The organism is methanotrophic endosymbiont of Bathymodiolus puteoserpentis (Logatchev), assembly GCF_900128525.1.
Classification (GTDB): domain Bacteria; phylum Pseudomonadota; class Gammaproteobacteria; order Methylococcales; family Methylomonadaceae; genus Methyloprofundus.
Window position 1 is genome coordinate 15,979 of record NZ_FQTQ01000083.1, and the last position, 20,663, is coordinate 36,641.

A 20,663-nucleotide genomic window follows, 5' to 3' on the forward strand; every position below is an offset into this window, starting at 1 on the left:
ATCTATTCGTTTTAATACTTTATTTACCTCCATACTTATGCCTTAATACCTGAAAGAGGAGTTTTAAGTATGTTAGACATCGTTTGGATCGTAATCTGTGCCGCTCTAGTTTTATTAATGCAAGCAGGGTTTACCTGTTTAGAAACGGGCTTCGTTAGAAATAAAAATAGTATTAATGTTGCTATCAAGAATTTGATGGACCTCTGCTTGTCTAGTGCCGTTTTCTGGCTATTTGGGTTTGGCCTAATGTTTGGTGATAGCTTTTTAGGGCTATTAGGCACTGATGACTTCATGTTTTCGGGCGATTATACGCCATTGCAATATGCATTTTTCCTCTTTCAAGTGATGTTTTGCGGTACTGCAATCACGATTGTATCGGGTGCCATTGCAGAAAGAATGAGTTTTTGGGGGTATGGCTTTATTTGTATTATGGTTGCTGGCGTTATCTATCCCGTAACAGGGCATTGGGCTTGGAATGGGGCGCTTACTGGAGCAACACAAGGCTGGTTAGGTAGGTTAGGTTTTATTGATTTTGCTGGCTCAACAGTGGTGCACTCGGTAGGTGGTTGGTGTGCACTTGCTGCGATTATCATTATTGGTCCTAGAATAGGGCGCTTTGAAAGCAATGCAAAAATTCCGGGCAGCAGTTTGCCTTTCTCTGTTTTAGGTGCACTCTTATTATTGTTTGGCTGGTTTGGTTTTAATGGGGGAAGCACGCTTGCAGCGAATGATAGCATTCCACTCATCTTATTAAATACCTTTTTAGCCGCGGTATTTGGCTGTCTTTCAGCTGCTATTTATAGTACGCTAAAAACTAAGACGACTGAAGTGAGTGCTTGTATTAACGGCTTATTAGGAGGCTTAGTCGCCATTACTGCTTGTTGCCATGTGATGACGCCGCTTGCGTCAGCTTTTATTGGTGCTTCTGCTGGGGTTATTGTTTGTACTGGTGAACAGCTATTAATCAAGTATAAAATTGACGATGCTATTGGTGTCGTACCGGTGCATTTATTTTCTGGTATTTTTGGAACGCTCGCCTTGCCGCTCTTAAGTTCATCTGAAAACTGGGGAACAGGTCTTAATACCTGGCAGCAATTTCAAGTGCAATTATTGGGCGTATGCTCAATAGGTTTGTATGTTTTTACGGTAAGTTTTACGCTATTTAAAATACTTAATTACTTTTATCCTTTAAGGGTCTCTGAAGAAGCTGAAATGAAAGGGCTAAATATTTCTGAGCACATGGCGAGTAGCGAAATTTATAATTTACTCGGTGCGATGCAACGGCAAGAGCAACAGGGGGATTTTAAGCAAGCCGTTGTTGTTGAGCCTTTTACTGAAGCGGGACAAATTGCTAAACAATACAATCGTGTGTTGGCAAGAGTCAATACCGAAATCAATGCACGTGATCAAGTCTTAAATGATTTTAAAAACAGTGAGTCCCGTAAAGGTGCTATTCTTAATGCCTCTTTAGATTGTATCCTGACCATTAACACGCAAGGTCAAATTAAAGAATTTAATCTCGCGGCTGAAAAATGTTTTGGTCTTAGTGCTCCAAGAGTCTTTAATTGCAATTTTATTGAGTTATTTGTCCCGCCCACAGCGCATAAAGAATTTACTGAAAGTTTAAATGGGCTTTTTTCCGTAAATAGCAGCATCGCGTTAAATCAGCATAACAAAATTACACTACAGCGTATTCATGGTATAGAGTTTCCTGCTGAACTCAGTATTACTCAAGCTGACCTTTTAGGTAAAAAGCTGAAAGAATTTACTTTCCATATCAGAGATATAACCAAACAGGTGGAAATGCAAAATAAAATGCATCAATTAGCCTTTTATGATCCGCTTACGAAGTTATTTAATCGTCATTATTTTAAAGATAAACTGTCTCAAGAAATAGCCTTCGCCAATCGTCATCGGAATAGCTTATTATTGATGTTTCTAGACCTTGACCATTTCAAAGATGTTAACGACACCTTAGGGCATGATGCGGGAGATCTGCTATTACGTCATGTTGCTGAAAGCTTAAGCAGCTGTGTACGCAATGATGATATTGTTTGTCGTTGGGGCGGAGATGAATTTTTAATTCTATTTCCTGGCTTAGAAAAACATAATGTTGCGTCAATTAAAGCACAAGAGATTCTGCAAGCCTTATGTCTTCCTATTATCGCAGAGGGTAGGGAACTTTATGCCCAAGTCAGTATCGGCATTGCTATATCACAATATGGCAAAGTTGAATCCCAACAGTTGATCCAGCGCGCCGATATGGCAATGTATGAAGCGAAACAGCAAGGGCGCAATACCTACTGCTTCTTTCTGCCTGAAATGGAAGAAAAGATAAACCAGCGTTTTTATATAGAGTCAGAATTGCGTAATGCTGTAAAAAATGAAGAATTTTTTCTACAATACCAGCCAAAAGTTGATTGCCAAACAGGAGTTATTGATGGCTTTGAGGCATTATTGCGTTGGCAGCACCCAGAAAAAGGACTTATTTCTCCTGGTATTTTTATCCCTATTCTTGAGCAATCTAACTTGATCAATGAGGTGACTAATTTTGTCATACACTCAGTTTGTCGGCAATTAAATAAATGGGAAGCAAAAGGATTGATGGCTTTACCCGTAGCCGTTAACCTCTCAATGAAAGATTTTCAATTAGACAGTTGTTATGAGCGAGTTTGTGATGCACTACAAAAACATCATATTCATGGGAGTTTGCTAGAGCTTGAAATCACTGAAACCATGCTGGCAAAGAATACTGAGCAGTGTATTAGTCTTATGAGTAGGCTACAGAAAATGGATATTAAATTTTCAGTAGATGATTTTGGTACGGGCTACTCTTCAATGAGTTATCTTAAAAAATTCCCCATTAATACGTTAAAAATTGATCGTGCCTTTGTCAGTGAATGTGATGTTAATAAAGAGGATGCTGCTATTTGTCGGGCCATTGTTGCTTTAGGTAAGAGCTTAGGCTTAAAAATAATTGCTGAAGGAGTAGAAACACAAAGCCAGTTAGATTTTCTTAAGCAAACGGAGTGTGATGTGTACCAAGGGTTTTTGTTTAGTCGGCCTTTGCCGGTTGATGAGATAGATGCATTATTGATTGAAAATATTTTTAGAAAATAAATCTTTGTATTCCTGATGAGTTTGCCATTATGTTTAGTGTTAATGACATTATTTATGGGAGGAGGGTTTGTGTACAATCGCTATTAAAAAGCACCACTTCCAAATATTTCTTATGAATATTTTCAGTTATACGTAGCATCCACCAAGATGAATTATGAGAATTTTAAAATGCCTGATTGCTCTCAATTTCAGATAGTTTCATAATAAATAATTGAGTAACGGGTACAATAGACTCAACGCTCAATTAGCACGGCTTTGCTTTTAGCTAAAATTGCGAACTTCTCATTTTTAACGGGTTACTAAAGCGTGTTGTAGGATGTGCTGAGGCACGAAGCGCATCACATAAACGATGCGCTTCCTATCATCAGCATATCCTACGCTATGACGTGAATGTCTAGTTACGCTATTGCTTTATTAAGTATTGGAAAATAAAAGAGATTTACTATGTCACTTGCCATTGCCTATAGTCGCGGGCGCTCAGGAATTGATGCGCCTTTAGTCACCGTCGAAGTGCATATATCCAATGGTTTACCTGTTTTAAATTTGGTCGGTTTGCCGGAAGCGGCAGTGAAAGAAAGCAAGGATCGTGTACGTGGCGCGATTATCAATTCGCATTTTGAATTTCCCATGCAACGCATCACCATTAATCTAGCCCCTGCTGATGTGCCCAAAGAAGGCGGTCGCTTTGATTTGCCGATTGCCTTGGGTATTCTTGCCGCTTCAGGGCAAATCCCAATCGCTGAATTGGCTAAATACGAATGTATTGGTGAGCTGTCATTAGGCGGTGAATTACGCAGTGTGAATGGCGTCTTACCCGTGGCATTACAAGCCCGTGAAGCGCAGCGCCCGCTATTTTTACCTTTAGAAAATGCTCAAGAAGCCGCCTTAGTGCAGCAAGCAGAACTCCTCCCTGCACAACATTTAACGGATATTTGTGCGCATTTGAATGGCTTTCACAAGCTAGATGCAGCCATACCCGCGCCCGAAGCCACACATAGTGATTCAGATGCGCCTGACTTTTCGGATGTGCAAGGACAGTTCCACGTGAAACGTGCTTTAGAAATTGCGGCAACGGGTTTACATAATATTCTAATGCTAGGCCCACCAGGTACGGGAAAGTCGATGCTAGCTTCACGTTTACCGACTATTTTGCCCTTGTTATCAGAGGTACAGGCCCTAGAAAGTGCAGCGGTCGCTTCGATTTGCGGCGCAGATTTTAATGCTATTAATTGGTTGAAGCCACCCTATCGAGCCCCGCATCATACCGCCTCTGCCCCTGCTTTAGTGGGCGGCGGTAGTAATCCGCAACCCGGTGAAATTTCATTAGCACATAATGGCATTTTATTTTTAGATGAATTGCCAGAATTTGACCGAAAGGTATTAGAGGTTCTGCGCGAACCTTTAGAAACAGGGCATATCACTATTTCTCGTGCCACGCGGCAAGCAGATTTTCCCGCTAGGTTTCTTTTGATCTCAGCCATGAACCCCTGCCCCTGTGGCTATTTAGGTGATCCATCAGGGCGTTGTCGTTGCACCTCAGAGCAAGTCTCGCGCTACCGTGCTAAAATCTCTGGTCCTTTATTAGATCGAATTGATATGCATCTTGAAGTTCCCCGTGTTTCTCACGAAGTATTACGCAAAGGCTCAGCCGAAGGCGAAGAAACGAGTGCTGTTATTCGTGCGCGTGTCATTAAAGCCCGAGCTTTGGCGGTGGCGCGCTCGGGTAAAGCCAATAGTTTACTAAGTGCTAAAGAAGTAAAGCAGATTTGCACTTTGTCAGAGCAAGGTCATCAATTATTAGAACAAGCGATGAATAGCTTTGGCTTATCGCATCGTGCCTATCATCGTATTTTAAAGTTGGCGCGCACTATTGCCGACTTAGCGGGCTCACAAAATATAGAAATCCCGCATTTAAGTGAAGCCATCGGCTATCGCAAATTAGATCGTCAGTCATAATCTTTTACTCATGGCCACAAAATTAAACCCTCAACAGCAAACTGCTGTCAAAACGATTGATCGCCCCTTATTGGTATTAGCGGGTGCCGGCAGTGGTAAAACTCGCGTCATTACCGAAAAAATCGCATATTTGGTTAAACAAGGTTTACCCGCACGGCATATTGCCGCTTTAACCTTTACCAATAAAGCCTCGCGAGAAATGAAAGCGCGGGTCAGTAAATTGCTTGATGACAAGGAATTACGCGGCTTACGTGTTTCCACCTTTCACTCATTAGGTTTAGAAATTCTGCGTAAAGAACATAAAACTTTGCAATATAAAGCGGGAATCTCTTTATTTGATGAACAAGATAAAATTACGCTACTCAAAAACTTAATTACTCATAGTAGCCAAAATTACGATATTGATGCCGTCAATATTTATTCAGGTTTAATCGGACAGTGGAAAAATTCCTTTGTTACACCAGAGCAAGCACTTAGTTTAGCTAATGCTGAGGAGCAAGAAGCCGCGCAGATTTATGTTGATTATACGCGCAGTTTAAAAGCCTATAACGCGGTAGATTTTGATGACTTGATTTTATTGCCGGTGTTATTGTTTCAGCAATTCCCAGAAACCTTGGAAAAATGGCAAAACACCATCCGTTATTTATTGGTCGATGAATATCAAGATACCAATATTACGCAATATCAATTAGTAAAATTACTGGTGGGTAAGTTGGGGAAATTTACCGTAGTGGGCGATGATGATCAGTCAATTTATGCCTGGCGTGGGGCGCATCCAGAAAATCTTGCGCAATTGCAAAAAGATTACATGCGTCTTGAAGTGATTAAACTAGAGCAAAATTATCGTTCTTATGGACGTATTTTAAAAGTTGCCAATCAGTTAATTGCTAATAACCCGCACGCGTTTGAAAAGAAATTATGGAGCGATATGGGCTATGGCGATCCGTTGCGCGTATTAGCACATAAGAATGATCTTGAAGAAGCCAAACAAGTCGTTGCAGAAATTGTGCACCATAAATTTAAAACGGGCGGCTGTTATGGGAATTATGCGATTTTATATCGTAGCAATCATCAATCGCGTTTATTTGAACGTAGTTTAGGAGAGCAAGATGTACCGTATTTTATTACCGGCAGTGCCTCATTTTTTTCTTATGCAGAAATTAAGGATATCCTGAGCTATTTAAGATTATTTGTAAATCCTGATGATGATGCCGCCTTTTTACGCGTCGTTAATACGCCGCGTCGTGAAATTGGACCAAGCACTTTAGAAAAATTGGGCGCGTATGCCAGTGGGCGACATATTAGCTTATTTAGTGCTTGTTCAGAAATGGGTTTAAAGCCACTCCTTTCTGAGCAAGCACTTGCCCGCTTACAAAAATTTTGCCAATGGACATTGAGGACTTCGGCAGAAATTCAAAGTGGCGATACCTTTGCGGTCATGCGCGCTTTTATCCAGCAAATTAATTATCATCAATGGTTACATGAAAATAGCACCAGCCAAGCCGCTGCAGAGCGTAAAATTAAAAACGTCGATGAGTTGTTAGAATGGTTACAGCGTTTGGCGGAAAAGGCAGAAGACTCAGAAAATACGTTAGAGGCAATTGTCGCTAAAATTCAATTGCTAGATATATTAGACCGTAACCAAGAGGAAGAAGCTGATAGCCAAGTAAGTTTAATGACTTTCCATGCCGCGAAAGGGCTAGAATTTCCCCATGTATTCTTAATCGGTTTTGAAGAAGATATATTGCCCCATCAAAATAGCGTAGAAACTGGCAATATCGAAGAAGAACGCCGCCTTGCGTATGTAGGTATTACTCGTGCTCAGCACACTTGTACCTTTAGTTACTGCACGCATCGTAAACGATATGGCGATATTAGTGAAAGCGCCCCGAGCCGTTTTTTAGAAGAGTTGCCTGAAGAGGACTTAGAATGGCCGAGCAAAAACCCAGTTGATAAAGAAGAGCAAAAGGTGCGCGGCAAAGCTAATTTAGCGCATTTAAAATCGATGCTATCGTAAATCACGCTGATCAGTTAAAATGACCAGTTCAAAATGCGCGCCCGTAGCTCAGCTGGATAGAGTGCCACCCTCCGAAGGTGGATGTCGGATGTTCGAATCATCTCGGGCGCACCATATTACTTATTGAATTTATTCGTATTTTTCTGGCTGTAGTGTATTAAGATAATTCCTGAAGTGTCACAGCGATCATTATTTGAAATAAATATCATCATTTTACGCATCAATCAAAAAAACATTTCGGCACTCATTGTCCCCGAGCACTAAGGAGTCAAAATTCAATAACATCCGAAAGCACTGCCAGTGCTTCAGAATCTAAAGTTTCGGGTTTTATTTAATATGCATTCCTAAGCATAAAAGCCTACCTTGATCTTATTGTAGTAGTGTAATCAAATTTCTATAAAAACGTGAGGGTAGGGAACTGACAAAACTGTTTTTTCCTACATCAGAGAAGTAAACAACGATTGAAAATATAATAAGTTTTAGGTATCTTTCATTCTTCAGTTTACACTTTAAGTGGGAGTGGCTAAAGCCGCTCCCACGAAATATACTGAATGGGGTCCTTATTTTATGAGGTATTACCTTTTTTAAATTATGGGTTTAGCGGGTGGAAATTATTTCTTCTTTAAATTGCACGTCATCATTTTCAACAATGGCCCTAACAACATGAATTTCCATTGCTTCAGTGCCAAAATCTTTATAGTACAGAAACATATTTGTGTCGTTGAGGGTATTGCCGCTTGATAGCGACCCATTCTTATATTGAGTGAAGCTGTGTTTGTGGTACAGGTCGGTTGACCTCATTATTGATAAGTGGTGCGTATGACCACAGAAAACATGTTCTATATTATGCTCTCTTACGAACTCGACAACGATTCTGGAATTGAAAAGAGGGTCTGAATCAGTGTCCAGAATAGAGTGGTGAGTGAGCAGAATTATTTTATCGTAACTTGCTTTGTTAATGGTATGAGAAAGTGTTTTTAATATTTCTTTATCGACAAAACCGTTATCTTTATAGAGTACATTAGAGTCTAAGCACACTATTAGTAAGGACTCTCCATTGACCGTAATATTTTTAAGAAAATTGATGTCAGTAAAATGCTCCTTTATGCCATTGGTGTTTCCCTCAAGAAAAATATTATTCTTTCTACATTTATCACGATTTAGTGGGCGAATAACTTCGATGTTCTCGATATACTGGCGGAAATAGTCGGCACTGCGCATATTTCGTTTGTCATGATTTCCGGGGATAGAAACGACGTATTGGCACTCAATTGACTTCAAAAAATCCCCAGCGGCTGCAAATTCATTTTCAAGCGCATCGGTTGTACTGTCACCTGTGTTGATGACAATATCAGGCGCATAGCTGTTCAATTTATCTAATAAAAATTCACTTTTTCCGTGCCAGTGACGAGGGCCAAAGTGCATATCTGAGATGTGTAGTATGTTCATATTTTTTTCGAGTATATCTCTTTCACTATAAACAGTGTGAATTATATCTTATAAGCAATATTTAGGCTTATGGGCTTTGCAGTAAAGGGCGCACCGGTAAGATAACTAAACACGAATTATACCAATATAATGTGACACTAGTATGTTCTGATAGGCCTTGAGGCAGTAGTGTATACATTTACCATGCGTAAGTATAGGTGGTACATGGACTCTTTTAACCTATGTTGTAAACGTTCAAACATCGTTACAGTTTCAAAATAAGCGGTTTCTACTGTTCAGCTTAGCGTTATGCTTAAAAAAAATCAGGGTTATCATTTTGATATAACTGGAATATAAGTTATGCTGATTAGTTTTAGGCTTCTATGACTATAGATAAAACAGAATCTCAAGAATTACAACCTACCATTCTTTCTTACGTGAAAGATCTTCCTAACCTGTGTTCACTGGCAGGATTAGCCTGCACACTGTTAGCTATTTACTTCAGTATATTAGGTGTTTACTACGCTACAATGATTGGTATGATCTGGGCGGTTGCATTCGACTGGGCAGATGGCCTTATAGCCCGAAGAATGAAAGGGCGAACGGGTAACGACCGTGCTTTTGGTGGACAACTGGATGTCTTAATAGATATTGTCAGCTATGGTGTTACTCCAGCTATTCTTTTACTAAGCTATGGAAAATTTGAGCCTATCTTTTTAATAGGTGCTTTTCTAATGCTTGCGGCTAGTGCAATCAGGTTAAGCTATTTTAGCGTGTTTGGTCTTGCTGGTGGCTCAAAATACACAGGGCTTGCGCTTGATAACAACAATATAATTCTTGTTTTCATATTCTTATTTGAAGCTGCTTTTAGTCAGGGAGTCTTTTCTATCATTCTTTATATGAGTGGCTTAGGACTTGCCGCTTTGAATGTATCGCAAATCAAAACCCCCAAACTTTCTGGTAACGTGGTCAATGTTTATATTCTTGCTATTTATACGCTTGGAATAACGGGCATCTATGCTTGGAAACTATTATAGAAAATAACAAAAATAGGTAAAAACTATTAACGAAAATCATTTTAATCTAGGAGTAAAATAATACAATGGTTGTATATACAGTTGGTACATTTGATTTATTGCATGTTGGGCATCTTGCACTGTTGGAATATTGCGCCACATTGGGAGGTACTGTAGCTGTGGGTGTTGCTTCTGATGAAGTCGTTCAACTATACAAACCTAAGGCTCCTGCTATTCCGCTTGAACAACGAATTGAAATGCTTCAAGCACTTCGTTGTGTGGATATTGTACTTCCCTATCATGAGTTAGATTATCTTTCTGTTTGTGAGGAAGTTAAAGCTGATATTTTTGTTATTGGAGAGGATTGGGGGAGAAAGCCTCATAATCATGATGTAGAAAAATATTTTGATACACAAGGGAAAAAGGTTGTGCAAATTAAATATAACCCACGAAATTCATCAACTAAAATAAAACAAAATATCATTGCTGAATTTCAAAAATAATAAAGAGCGTAAGGAATCGCATACAATTGATTGTGATCATGCCAAAATAAACATAACTTGAATTCAGGGATATTGATTTATGAAATTAGTGACATTTAGTTATCAAGGTGTTAGCCGAGTAGGTGCAGTGGTCGGTAATGCTGTAGTGGATAGTTTAGGGCGAGCAGATATTCCACAGACAATGCTGGAGTTCCTGGCGGCAGGGCAGACTGCATTACAAGCACTACAAGAATTAATCGATAGTCAGCGGCAGCGTTTGGCTTTAAGTGAGGTTAAGTTAATGGCGCCGGTTCCAAGACCGGGTAAGTTCTTAGGTGTGGGATTGAATTACGCTGATCATATTGCTGAAACAGCACTGGAAAAGCCGGAATACCCAACTTTTTTTACCAAGCAAAGTACTTGTGTAATTGCTCAGGGTGAGGCAATTCATGTGCCTAAAGTATCGGAAAAGTTAGATTACGAAGTGGAATTGGCTTTTGTGATTGGTAAGCGTTGTCGGCATGTATTGCTAGATGATGCGCATAAAGTTATTGCGGGGTACACGTTGGTTAATGATGTCTCAGTGCGTGACTGGCAATTCCGCTCGCCAACTTGGACGTTAGGTAAGTCATTTGATACGCATGGGCCAATGGGGCCATGGATAGTTACGGCGGATGAAATCAGCGATCCGCATAATTTGAATTTAAAAACCTGGATAGACGATGAGCTGCGCCAATCATCGAATACCCAGCATATGATTTTTAACTGTTATGAAATGATCGCTTATTTATCGCAAGCGATGACTTTAGAACCTGGCGATGTTATTGCTACCGGTACGCCCAGTGGTGTCGGTGTTAAAATGAAGCCGCGTGGTTATATGCAAGCAGGGCAAACGGTAAAAATTGAAATTGAGCATATTGGTTCTTTAGTTAATCCGGTGATTGATGAGCCTGATAACTTTGTTTTATCGCTATAGTTAGTTGTAGAGCTAAGCCTTTCATCTATTTATTAATTTAGTTTTTACCGCAGCAACGCTTGAATTTCTTGCCACTACCACAGGTACATGGTGCATTAAGTCCCTGATTTACCGGGCCGCTACTCGAACCGACAGATTTAACTTTGCCATCAAGATAAAACCAGTGCCCTTGTTTTTTTACAAAGCGGCTAATTTCATTCATCACTTTTGCTTCACCATCCTGAGTAAAATAGGCTTTAAACTCAACGATACCTTTATTATCTTTTTCGGTGCCTTTTTTGCTGGAAATAATATCCAGGCTTGTCCATTTTCCGGTTTCTTTAGAAAAATCAATTGCTTCAGGACGGCTAGCCGTATCCCATGTTTGTAATAAATAATTTCCATTACGCATTGCATAAGCAGTAAAACGTGAACGCATCAAGGTTTTAGCTGTTGTCGCGTAGCTCTTTCCAGAATGGAGTTGTCCACAACATTGATCATAAGTGAGGTCGGAGCCGCAAAGGCAGTGCTTGGCTTGTGTTGTCATGTTTAGGTTTTCATTTGGCTGGGATGATAAGGGTATTTTGTTGCTTAACTATTTAAACATATTCCAACCATTGCTTTAATATTGTCTAGTTCATTTTGTAGTTTTGTCAGTGCATTGTCGCAATCGACTGGATTTATCTGTAACTCTTGAATGACTTGGTCTATATTGTTGGTTTCATGATTTTCACCGATATTAAGGCGTGTAAGTAAGCTGTCGCTGAGGTAGGTGAGCAAGTTGAGTTGATAATGAGAGCCCCGGTAATGTGGGTTATGGTGATGGTACACGACTTCTACCACTTCAGGCGGCATGTCCCACGATTTTAATAACCAGCTGCCTAGTTCGGTATGGTCTACACCTAAAGCAAACTTTTCTAATGAATATAAGTTGAGAGTAGGATTTGTGTCTGCTAGGTGAGAAAGTATTTTAAATTCTTTAGGGAATTGGTCGGCCAATAATGGTAAGCCAATGTTATGCATCAGGGCAACGAAAAAAACAGTTTGTGTGGCGAATCTATCTTCAACAGGCTGTTTTTTATTTAAATCACTCATTAAATGTGAGCTTGCTAGGGCGTGTGTCCAGAAGGCGCGTGTGCCAATAATACCTTCAATCGGAGCTTTAAGGGGGGATAATGCTGATAAGCCTAAAACGAGATCAAAGACAAATTGATAGCCTAGTACACGACTGATAGCATCATGTACGCTGGTTATTTTACCTTTATAACCATATAGCGGGGAGCTAGCCCAACGGATGACTTGTGTGGTGAGTAAGGGGTCTAGTTCGACAATAGCGGCTAATTTATTTGCGTCTGCTAATGGGTCAGCAGCTAACTTCATAATGCGTGTTGCAATGCCTGGCAGTGGTGGCAGTTGTTTGATTTGACTCACTGCCGTTCTTAAATCGGCCGGTGGGTTTATTGGCGCGTTTTTGCTATCAATGCATTGAAATGTCCAATCAATTAACGATGGTTCCATATCGATATCCTAATTAGTTAAGTTCGAGACGTTTTAGTTTGCGATATAGAGTGCGTTCACTAATATCCATTTCTGCAGCCATCAGTTTACGGTTGCCTTGATATTTTGTTGATAGCGTATTAATGACCTCATATTCCATTTGTATTAGCGGGTTTTTGTTGTTGTGTGAATGTGATTTGAGGGGCTGGGTATACTCAATTTCTTGGCTTTTCTGTGTAATATAAGTAATATCGGTTTCTGTAATATGCTGATCAGTACAAAGGCTACAGGCAAGTTGTAAACAGTTTTTTAGTTCTCTGATATTACCTGGCCAAGTATGTTTTAACAGCTTAATGAGCGCTGGTTTAGTAATACTATATTGCTGTTCATCGCGTTGACTTAATTGGGCCAATAAATATTGACTTATTTCTGGAATATCATGTACTCGTTCGCGTAATGGCGGTACTTGTATAGGAAATACAGATAAGCGGTAATATAGGTCTTCACGAAATTGTCCTGCCTTTATCATGCTCGGTAAATTTCTGTGTGTTGCACAGATAATACGCACATTTGATTTTAAAGCGGTTGTGCTGCCAACTCTTCTAAACTGGCCAGACTCCAGAGCACGTAATAGTTTGGGTTGCTGAGCTAAGGGTAGGTCACCGATTTCATCAAGAAATAAAGTGCCTTTATCGGCTAATTCAAATAGTCCTTTTTTGGTGCTAGTTGCGCCAGTAAAAGCGCCTTTTTCATGGCCAAAAACTTCGCTTTCAAATAAATCATCACTGAGTACGGTGCAGTCTACTACGACTAGCTCATGTTCTTTACAGGCGGAATGCTGGTGAATAAATTCAGCGGCAAGTTCTTTTCCTGTGCCTGTTTCCCCCATTAAAAAAACGGGTGCGCGAGTGTGGGCTGCTTGACTGAGCTTTTGTTGGTAGGCGGTAAACGCTGCACAACTCCCAGCCATATTTTGTCTGTCGCTGGTTGTTAGTGTGTGCGTGACTTGCGTAATGGACTCTCCTAAATAGATTTTGCCATCGTTATCCAAGAGAGGGTAGCCGCGTATTGTGAGTTGTTGTTCTGCTTGTGTCTCAGTCGCGTCATAAGTTTCTAACGTTTGAAATAATTTTTGATGTCGACAATGTGGTGTTGTATTACAGCATGGCTTGCCAATAACGTCAGCTCTGGAAACAGAAAATTGTTGTTCCCAGGCTTTATTTAGCCCTACGATCGTGAGTGTATTATCAATAATGATAAAGGGACGTTCGTGCGATTCTAGTAGAGACTCAAGTGAAATTGAATTTTCAAGCATAGTATCTTTAAGTTAAGGTGCTTGTCATGATTGTCATTTTGACATGTCAGCATTGTCAGGTGGGCTGACAAAGTGTCAGTCTAATAGACTTTATTCTAGTTCAATGTCGCTACATTTCAAGGCTTTTAACAATTGGCATCAGGATTGCAGTATTAGGATTTGTAATTTGAATTTTTACTGCCACACCTGCTGTGAAGTAGGCTCGGAAAGCTTCAGGTCTTTTGTTGTAAAAGATAGCTGAGTTATGTGATCTATAAGGATAATCGAATGAAAATCTATAAATTAATATTTGTTATTTTAATAAGTGTATTTATATAGTGTTGTATTTTCTGCAAGCGTACCATTTGATGCTACGGGTATTTTAAAAACAGGGAGTACTTATGCAGGGGTATTAACGTAGAGTTAGACGGCACTGCCCGGAATAATTTAGGCGGTGGTAATATACTTAACAGTGTACTTGATGGGAAAGGTTTAATTTATGCTTATTGTATTGATATATATCACTCTATAGGTCTGAATCAAGTGTATAACGCTAATTACAATAATAAAGCCTTTTTTGCTGACAGACCTGAACTGACGGAAGAAAATGGCGCTAAGATCGCGTGGTTAATTTTGAATATAGCTGAGACGGCAGTTGAAAAATATCAGCAGGCAGGGTTGCAAGCTTTAATTTGGGAGCAAGTCTATGGGGCTACAAGATTTACTCTGAATACCTCTACAGATGATCGTATAGAAACTGCTTATAATGAGTATTCAGTAGCATTAGGCGCTAACATGGCATCTGTTAATAATGTTCTGTGGATTAGTCCTTACCGAAATGCTACTTCGCATCAAGATTTAGTGGCTTGGGGGGAGGGGTTTAACTTACGTCAGTCAGCAAGTGTACCAGCTCCAACACCTGTATTATTACTTATGCTTGGGTTGTTGGGGTCAGCTATAGTTTCACGCAAAAGGTTGGGGGTTAATGAGTAATTTTTAATAAGCGTTATCACTATCACTTTCAGTTGATTTAGGCCTATTTAGAGTAGGTCGGCGGGTCTTGAAAAGGATTTGTCGGCCTATTTTTTTGGATTATTAGCAGCCTACTATGCTGAAGTACCTATTTTGTTGTATATTGGTTATGACTTTAATGGTCATAATGTATTGTGATTTACTTTAAAACTTTAGTGAGCAAAATAATGAAAGCGGATATTGGATTAATTGGCCTTGCGGTCATGGGGCAGAACTTAGTCTTAAACATGAATGACCATGGTTTTAAAGTCGCGGCGCATAATCGTTCGGCAAATAAAATTGATGATTTTCTGGCAGGGCCAGCAGCAGGCACTCAGGTTACTGGAGCGTATTCATTAGTTGAACTGGTGGATAGCTTAAAAAGCCCGCGTATTGTTATGCTAATGGTAAAAGCGGGTGAGGTGGTTGATAGTTATATAGAGCAATTAACGCCTTTATTAGCGCCAGGAGATATCATTATTGATGGTGGTAACTCTTTATATACAGATACTAATCGCCGTTCTATTGCATTAGCAGAAAAAGGCATTGAATTTGTGGGCGCAGGTGTGTCTGGTGGTGAAGAGGGTGCGCGTCATGGCCCTTCTATTATGCCTGGATGTAGCAAAGACGCTTGGCAAATAGTACAGCCTATTTTACAGAGTATTGCCGCTAAAGTAGATGGCGAGCCATGCTGTCAATGGGTGGGTGAGCAGGGTTCTGGGCATTATGTGAAAATGGTACATAATGGTATCGAATATGGCGATATGCAAATTATTTGTGAAGCTTACCAATTATTATCGGAAGGTCTAGGTTTGAGCGCGGACGAGATTCAAAATATATTCGCGCAATGGAATAAAGGGGTACTTAATTCTTATTTAATTGAAATCACTACTAATATCTTGGGCTATAAAGATGAAGATGGTGAGCCTTTAGTGAATAAAATTTTAGATACAGCGGGACAAAAGGGGACTGGTAAATGGACTGGTATTAATGCCTTAGATTTAGGGGCGCCATTAACCTTGATTGCTGAAGCGGTGTTTGCTCGTTGCTTATCAGCACAAAAAGAAGAGCGTGTTCGCGCTGCAAACATTTTGCCACAAGCAAATGTGAAGTTTTCTGGTGATAAAGAGACAGCGATTAAAGCAATTGGCGATGCGGTTTATGCAGCAAAGATCATTTCTTATGCGCAAGGCTTTGGTTTAATGCGTGCGGCTGAAAAAGAATATGGCTGGCAATTAAACTACGGCGGTATTGCGCTTATGTGGCGTGGTGGTTGTATTATTCGTAGTCAGTTCTTAAATGACATTAAAGAAGCCTATGATAATAATCCAGAATTAGAAAATTTATTATTAGCTGATTTCTTTAATAATGCGATTAAAGAGTCTGATGCAGGTTGGCGTGAAACCGTCGTTCTTGGTGTGCAATTAGCTGTGCCTACACCATCATTTTCATCGGCATTGGCTTATTATGATGGGTATCGCAGTGCGCGATTACCCGCTAATTTATTACAAGCACAACGTGATTATTTTGGTGCACATACTTATGAACGTATAGATAAACCTCGTGGTGAATTCTTTCATACTGACTGGACTGGAACAGGCGGAAAAATGGCTTCGACGACTTATACAGCATAATATTATAAGATAGCTTGACTATATCAGAGGGTTAGTGGTGATAGGTTAAGCTATCTATTTTTTAGGAGTTGAACTATGCAAATGGTCAACGCTGATGTTTTTACAGCCGAAGATTATCTTGCTTGGGAAGAGATGCAAGAAGAAAAGCATGAATATATGCATGCCGAGGTTTTTGCTATGGGTGGCGCACGGCGTGAACATGTTATTGTCAGCCTAAATATAGCGGCTACATTAAAACAACATTTACGCGGCACCCCCTGCCAAGTCTATATTTCTGACATGAAGCTTCGGGTTGAACAGGTTGATGCCTTTTTTTATCCAGATGTAATGGTTTCTTGTGATAAGCAAGACCAACACGCGGAGCAATTTTTGACTGCGCCTAGCCTTGTTATTGAAGTGCTTTCTGATTCTACCGAAGCTTATGATCGAGGCACTAAGTTTGCGGCTTATCGTCAGCTACCGAGTATTAAAGAATATGTATTGGTTGATATTAAGGCACGCAGGATAGAGTGTTTTCGGCGCGTGGCAGAAGGTGATTGGTTGTTGCATATTTGTGCAGCATCAGCCGTTTGCAACTTACCTAGCGTGGATGTTTCTATTACCTTGGCCGATATTTTTGAAGGTCTTGTCTAGCGCTACAAATAAGCTGACTTTATCCCCTGAGTTTTTAAAAACTATAAAAGGAGTTCTGAGTGAAAACTGATCCCTGTACTTATGTGATTTTTGGCGCAACAGGTAATTTGGCACGCATCAAATTAATCCCCGCCTTATATCATCTGGATATTGAAAACCGTTTACATGATGACACGAAAATTATCGCTATAGGCCGTCGTCCTTGGGATAATGACAAGTGGGTGTCTGAAGTGCGTGCTATGCTAGAAGCTAAAGCGCGTGGCGGTATTGATGAGCAAGTATTTAAGCGTTTTATTGCTCGTCTGCATTATCATAAAGGTGATATGCAGCAAGCAGAATGCTATAGCAGTCTAGCGCAATTACTCACAGATTCTGTTAAGTTCCCGCAGAATATGGCTTTTTATCTAGCGATTAATCCATCCGATTTTAGCCATGTTATCGAGCAGCTTAGTAAGCCAAAGTTATTGGATGAAAGTCAGTTTTGGCGTCGCGTCATTATTGAAAAGCCATTTGGTACTGATTTAGAAAGTTCGCGTTCTTTACAAAATAAAATCAGTCAATATTTAAAAGAAGAGCAGATTTACCGTATCGATCATTATTTGGGTAAGGGCATGGTGCAGAATGTTTTAGTCTTTCGTTTTGCTAATTCAATGCTAGAGCCTTTGTGGAACCGAAACTATATTGATCATATTCAGATTACGCATTCGGAGCAATTAGGCATTGGTAGTCGAGGCCCCTATTATGATCATACAGGCGCAATGCGTGATATGTTACAAAGTCACTTGTTACAATTGCTAACCTTAGTGGCAATGGAGCCTCCTGTTTCGCTGGATGCTGAAGATTTACGTGATGAAAAAGTTAAAGTTTTAAAATCAATACGCCCTATTCCTGAAGAGGCAGTGCATGCCCAAGCCTTTCGCGCACAATATGCGCCAGGTGAAATTGATGGTAAGCAAGTCAATGGGTATTTACAGGAAGAGGGTATTCCACAAAATAGTGTGACAGAAACTTATGCTGCGATGAAGCTCTATGTCGATAACTGGCGCTGGCGTGGTGTGCCTTTTTATATGCGTACAGGGAAACGAATGGAAAAAGCACAGTCAATGATTTCAATTTGTTTTAGGCATGCACCTTCACAGTTATTTGCTCATACGCAAGCCGAAAAAATTAAGCAAAATTGGTTATTGTTAGGTATACAGCCTGAAGAATGTATTCGCATGGAAATGACCGTTAAAGAGCCCGGGCTGGAAATGCGTACGCGAATTTCTAATCTTGATGCGAGTTTTCGTAATGAAGATGAGTTGGCTTCTGATGCTTATGAGGATTTATTGCTTGATGTAATTAAAGGCGATCGCTCTTTATTCTTAAGGTATGATGAAGTTGAGCATGCGTGGAAAATTGTGGATCCTATTATTAATAAGTGGGCCGTTAATCGTGATTATATCGAAACCTATCCAGCAGGCTCATGGGGGCCGAATGAGTGCCGTTTATTTGAAAAAGAAAGCCAGAGTTGGCGCAATACTTTATAGGAAGAAAAATGACACAAGTAGTAAACTGGAAACCCTTTGATTCAATTGAGTTGCTTGCTGAAGCAGTTTGTCAGCGTATTTTAGCCGCAGCGGATAAGGCTATTGCGGATAAAGGGGTTTTTAAATTAGTTTTAGCTGGAGGGACAGCGCCAGTTAAAGCTTATCAGCTGTTGGCCACTAAACAAGCTGACTGGAGTAAATGGCATATTTATCATGGTGATGAACGCTGTTTGCCAGTAGATAATGCTGAGCGTAATAGTTTAGTTGCCGAGCAGAAATGGCTAAATTTGGTGGCCATTCCAAAAGCACAAATTTATAATATTCCTGCTGAGTTGGGCGCTGAAGTGGGCGCTGAGAAATATGCAAAGGTTGTGGCTGACGCTGGAACTTTTGATTTGGTTCTGTTAGGGATGGGGGAAGATGGACATACGGCCAGCTTATTTCCTGGACATGTGCATAATACTAATGAATTAACTCATGCAGTGCATAATTCGCCTAAGCCGCCCTCTGACCGAGTTTCATTGAGTGCTAAAGCATTAAGCAATACTAAAGAGCTGATTTTTGTTGTTTCAGGAGATAAAAAAGAGGCGCTTGCCGCATGGAAAAATCAAGAAGATCTTCCTGTTACACATATCTGTCCCGCTTGTGGCGTTGATGTATTATTGAGCGTGTAAATATTCAGCTTTGGTATTTGTCAGTCGTATTAAACTTAGAGAGTAGCGCATGGTAATTTCTGCTTTCTGAGTAGTTTTTTAAGCAGTGAAGGGGGAGGGGTATGAAAGATATTAAAAGCCTCGCACGTAAAAGTTTACGCTATAAACGTAAGGATATTAGCGTTTATATTGGTCAGGGAAGAAGACCATTCAAGTATGTTGAATTATTAAATATAAGTCAAAATGGCATGTTAATTAGAGGTCAGATAAACTTGAATTTGAACAATTGCATTATGTCGAAAATTAGTTTTGATAAACAGCATGTGTTTGAGCAAAAAAGTACAGTGGTAAGTAAAATAAAAATAAAGTCAGCGGCACTACAACCGCTTAAGAAAGCTTGGTTTTTCTTTGAACGAGATAATTCAATATATGATTATGGGCTTGCTTTTGAAGGTGACTTATCTGCTGTTCAGACTTTTTTATTGCGGTCTAATATAGAAAGGAGACTGGAGCATCATGGACGCTAATATATTATAGTCCTGAATTTTTTTAAGAAGAGGGTGAGTTATGAGTAATTGTTGTAGTGATCCTACAGAGATATCCAAACTAGATCCTAGAGAGTTAGTGCGCGAGCAAACTCGCCATGGCGATTTGCAGCGAGAACTTTTCACCAGTGATCCGGAAAAGCTAATGTTGCACGAGTTGCGCGAGGCAAGCACTTACCTACGTGAGCTTGCAGCTTTGCGTGCGTATTATGATTCGGTTCGGCTTGCCGCCATTGCTTTATTAGATCAATCTAGCGCTTCTGTCGTGCAACGTATTATCGATAAAGAACCTGAAACTGAGGTAGGCAAAGCAGCAGCGGCACGATTACAAAAAATACAATGATAAAGCTGATTATTACAGGCGGTACGATTGATAAACGTTATAACGAATTAAATGGTGAAATGTATTTTCCAGAAACGCATTTGCCGGCTATGTTACAGCAGTCGCGCTGTAAGCTGGATATTGACCTCCAGCTTTTAATGCTCAAAGATAGTTTAGCTATGACTGATGCGGATAGAGAGGTATTAAGTCAAGCGTGTAGCACAACAGGGCCGCAGCAAATTATTATCACTCATGGCACTGATACTATGGTTGAAAGTGCACAGTACTTAGCTAAGACGATAACCGATAAAACTATCGTTTTAGTCGGTGCGATGGTTCCCTATATGGTGAGTCAGTCTGATGCGCTATTTAATCTAGGTTGTGCGCTTACTGCTGTGCAATTACTGCCGGTAGGTGTTTATATCGCCATGAATGGCAAAGTGTTTGCTTGGGATAAGGTCATAAAGGATCGGCAGGCCGGTGAATTTAAAGCAAGCATGTAAGAAATTTTTTAGAGCCCCCAATAAAGTATAATTTTTTGCGGGAGTCATTTTAACTGCGTGGTTAAGGT

The 20,663-nt window shown here is 40.1% G+C and carries 18 protein-coding genes, 1 tRNA gene and 1 riboswitch; of the genes, 15 read left to right on the forward strand and 4 right to left on the reverse strand.

Annotated features, from left to right (window positions below):
- Positions 1-69: 69 nt before the first annotated feature.
- The 4 genes from amt to BQ7314_RS07080 all read left to right on the forward strand — a co-directional run bounded on the left by amt (position 70) and on the right by BQ7314_RS07080 (position 7,207).
- Positions 70-3,120 (forward strand): ammonium transporter, encoded by a 3,051-nt coding sequence (gene amt / locus BQ7314_RS07065; protein ID WP_174483000.1) that lies wholly within the window; start codon positions 70-72, stop codon positions 3,118-3,120.
- Positions 3,121-3,564: 444 nt separating this feature from the next.
- Entirely contained in the window at positions 3,565-5,076 is a 1,512-nt protein-coding gene (locus tag BQ7314_RS07070) for a YifB family Mg chelatase-like AAA ATPase (protein WP_174483001.1), read from the forward strand.
- Positions 5,077-5,086: 10 nt separating this feature from the next.
- Positions 5,087-7,093, forward strand: coding sequence for a UvrD-helicase domain-containing protein (locus BQ7314_RS07075; protein WP_174483002.1), 2,007 nt, complete (start codon positions 5,087-5,089; stop codon positions 7,091-7,093).
- Positions 7,094-7,130: 37 nt separating this feature from the next.
- Positions 7,131-7,207, forward strand: a tRNA-Arg gene (locus BQ7314_RS07080).
- A gap of 483 nt (positions 7,208-7,690) precedes the next feature.
- On the opposite strand, the gene BQ7314_RS07085 is transcribed toward BQ7314_RS07080, so the two are convergent.
- On the reverse strand, positions 7,691-8,542 hold the full coding sequence (locus BQ7314_RS07085; RefSeq protein ID WP_174483003.1) for a metallophosphoesterase family protein: 852 nt from the start codon (positions 8,540-8,542) through the stop codon (positions 7,691-7,693).
- 362 nt (positions 8,543-8,904) lie between these two features.
- Between BQ7314_RS07085 and BQ7314_RS07090 the strand changes: the two genes are divergently transcribed.
- The 3 genes from BQ7314_RS07090 (at position 8,905) to BQ7314_RS07100 (ending at position 10,995) form a co-directional block, all read left to right on the forward strand.
- Positions 8,905-9,558, forward strand: a complete 654-nt coding sequence (locus tag BQ7314_RS07090) for a CDP-alcohol phosphatidyltransferase family protein (RefSeq protein WP_174483004.1) — start codon at positions 8,905-8,907, stop codon at positions 9,556-9,558.
- Between the two features lie 65 nt (positions 9,559-9,623).
- Positions 9,624-10,040, forward strand: a complete 417-nt coding sequence (locus BQ7314_RS07095) for an FAD synthase family protein (protein WP_174483005.1) — start codon at positions 9,624-9,626, stop codon at positions 10,038-10,040.
- 79 nt (positions 10,041-10,119) lie between these two features.
- On the forward strand, positions 10,120-10,995 hold the full coding sequence (locus BQ7314_RS07100; protein WP_174483006.1) for a fumarylacetoacetate hydrolase family protein: 876 nt from the start codon (positions 10,120-10,122) through the stop codon (positions 10,993-10,995).
- A 37-nt stretch (positions 10,996-11,032) separates the two neighbouring features.
- Here the strand turns inward: BQ7314_RS07100 and BQ7314_RS07105 are convergent, their stop codons facing one another.
- From BQ7314_RS07105 to BQ7314_RS07115, 3 genes are read right to left on the reverse strand one after another with little or no spacing between them, the layout of a single operon-like run.
- Complete coding sequence (locus tag BQ7314_RS07105) at positions 11,033-11,521, reverse strand: YchJ family protein (RefSeq protein WP_174483007.1); 489 nt, start codon at positions 11,519-11,521, stop codon at positions 11,033-11,035.
- A gap of 44 nt (positions 11,522-11,565) precedes the next feature.
- Positions 11,566-12,492, reverse strand: a complete 927-nt coding sequence (locus BQ7314_RS07110; protein ID WP_174483008.1) for an HDOD domain-containing protein — start codon at positions 12,490-12,492, stop codon at positions 11,566-11,568.
- Between the two features lie 13 nt (positions 12,493-12,505).
- On the reverse strand, positions 12,506-13,786 hold the full coding sequence (locus BQ7314_RS07115) for a sigma-54 interaction domain-containing protein (RefSeq protein ID WP_174483009.1): 1,281 nt from the start codon (positions 13,784-13,786) through the stop codon (positions 12,506-12,508).
- Between the two features lie 169 nt (positions 13,787-13,955).
- A riboswitch (cyclic di-GMP riboswitch) is annotated at positions 13,956-14,036 on the forward strand.
- 272 nt (positions 14,037-14,308) lie between these two features.
- Between BQ7314_RS07115 and BQ7314_RS07120 the strand changes: the two genes are divergently transcribed.
- The 8 genes from BQ7314_RS07120 (at position 14,309) to BQ7314_RS07155 (ending at position 20,595) form a co-directional block, all read left to right on the forward strand.
- Positions 14,309-14,758, forward strand: coding sequence for a hypothetical protein (locus tag BQ7314_RS07120; protein WP_245394938.1), 450 nt, complete (start codon positions 14,309-14,311; stop codon positions 14,756-14,758).
- 206 nt (positions 14,759-14,964) lie between these two features.
- The gene (gene gnd, locus BQ7314_RS07125; RefSeq protein WP_174483010.1) at positions 14,965-16,410 is read left to right on the forward strand and encodes a decarboxylating NADP(+)-dependent phosphogluconate dehydrogenase; all 1,446 of its coding nucleotides are present in this window, start codon (positions 14,965-14,967) and stop codon (positions 16,408-16,410) included.
- A gap of 75 nt (positions 16,411-16,485) precedes the next feature.
- Positions 16,486-17,043, forward strand: a complete 558-nt coding sequence (locus BQ7314_RS07130) for a Uma2 family endonuclease (RefSeq protein ID WP_174483011.1) — start codon at positions 16,486-16,488, stop codon at positions 17,041-17,043.
- Between the two features lie 59 nt (positions 17,044-17,102).
- Positions 17,103-18,572, forward strand: a complete 1,470-nt coding sequence (gene zwf / locus BQ7314_RS07135) for a glucose-6-phosphate dehydrogenase (protein ID WP_174483012.1) — start codon at positions 17,103-17,105, stop codon at positions 18,570-18,572.
- Between the two features lie 8 nt (positions 18,573-18,580).
- Positions 18,581-19,246 carry a 6-phosphogluconolactonase gene (gene pgl / locus BQ7314_RS07140; RefSeq protein WP_174483013.1) on the forward strand — a complete coding sequence of 222 codons (666 nt, stop codon included), beginning with the start codon at positions 18,581-18,583 and terminating at the stop codon, positions 19,244-19,246.
- A gap of 101 nt (positions 19,247-19,347) precedes the next feature.
- Positions 19,348-19,752 (forward strand): hypothetical protein, encoded by a 405-nt coding sequence (locus tag BQ7314_RS07145; RefSeq protein ID WP_174483014.1) that lies wholly within the window; start codon positions 19,348-19,350, stop codon positions 19,750-19,752.
- A gap of 40 nt (positions 19,753-19,792) precedes the next feature.
- Positions 19,793-20,113, forward strand: coding sequence for a hypothetical protein (locus tag BQ7314_RS07150; protein ID WP_174483015.1), 321 nt, complete (start codon positions 19,793-19,795; stop codon positions 20,111-20,113).
- Entirely contained in the window at positions 20,110-20,595 is a 486-nt protein-coding gene (locus BQ7314_RS07155) for an asparaginase domain-containing protein (RefSeq protein ID WP_174483016.1), read from the forward strand. The genes BQ7314_RS07150 and BQ7314_RS07155 overlap by 4 nt, the downstream gene beginning before the upstream one ends.
- Positions 20,596-20,663: the final 68 nt, after the last annotated feature.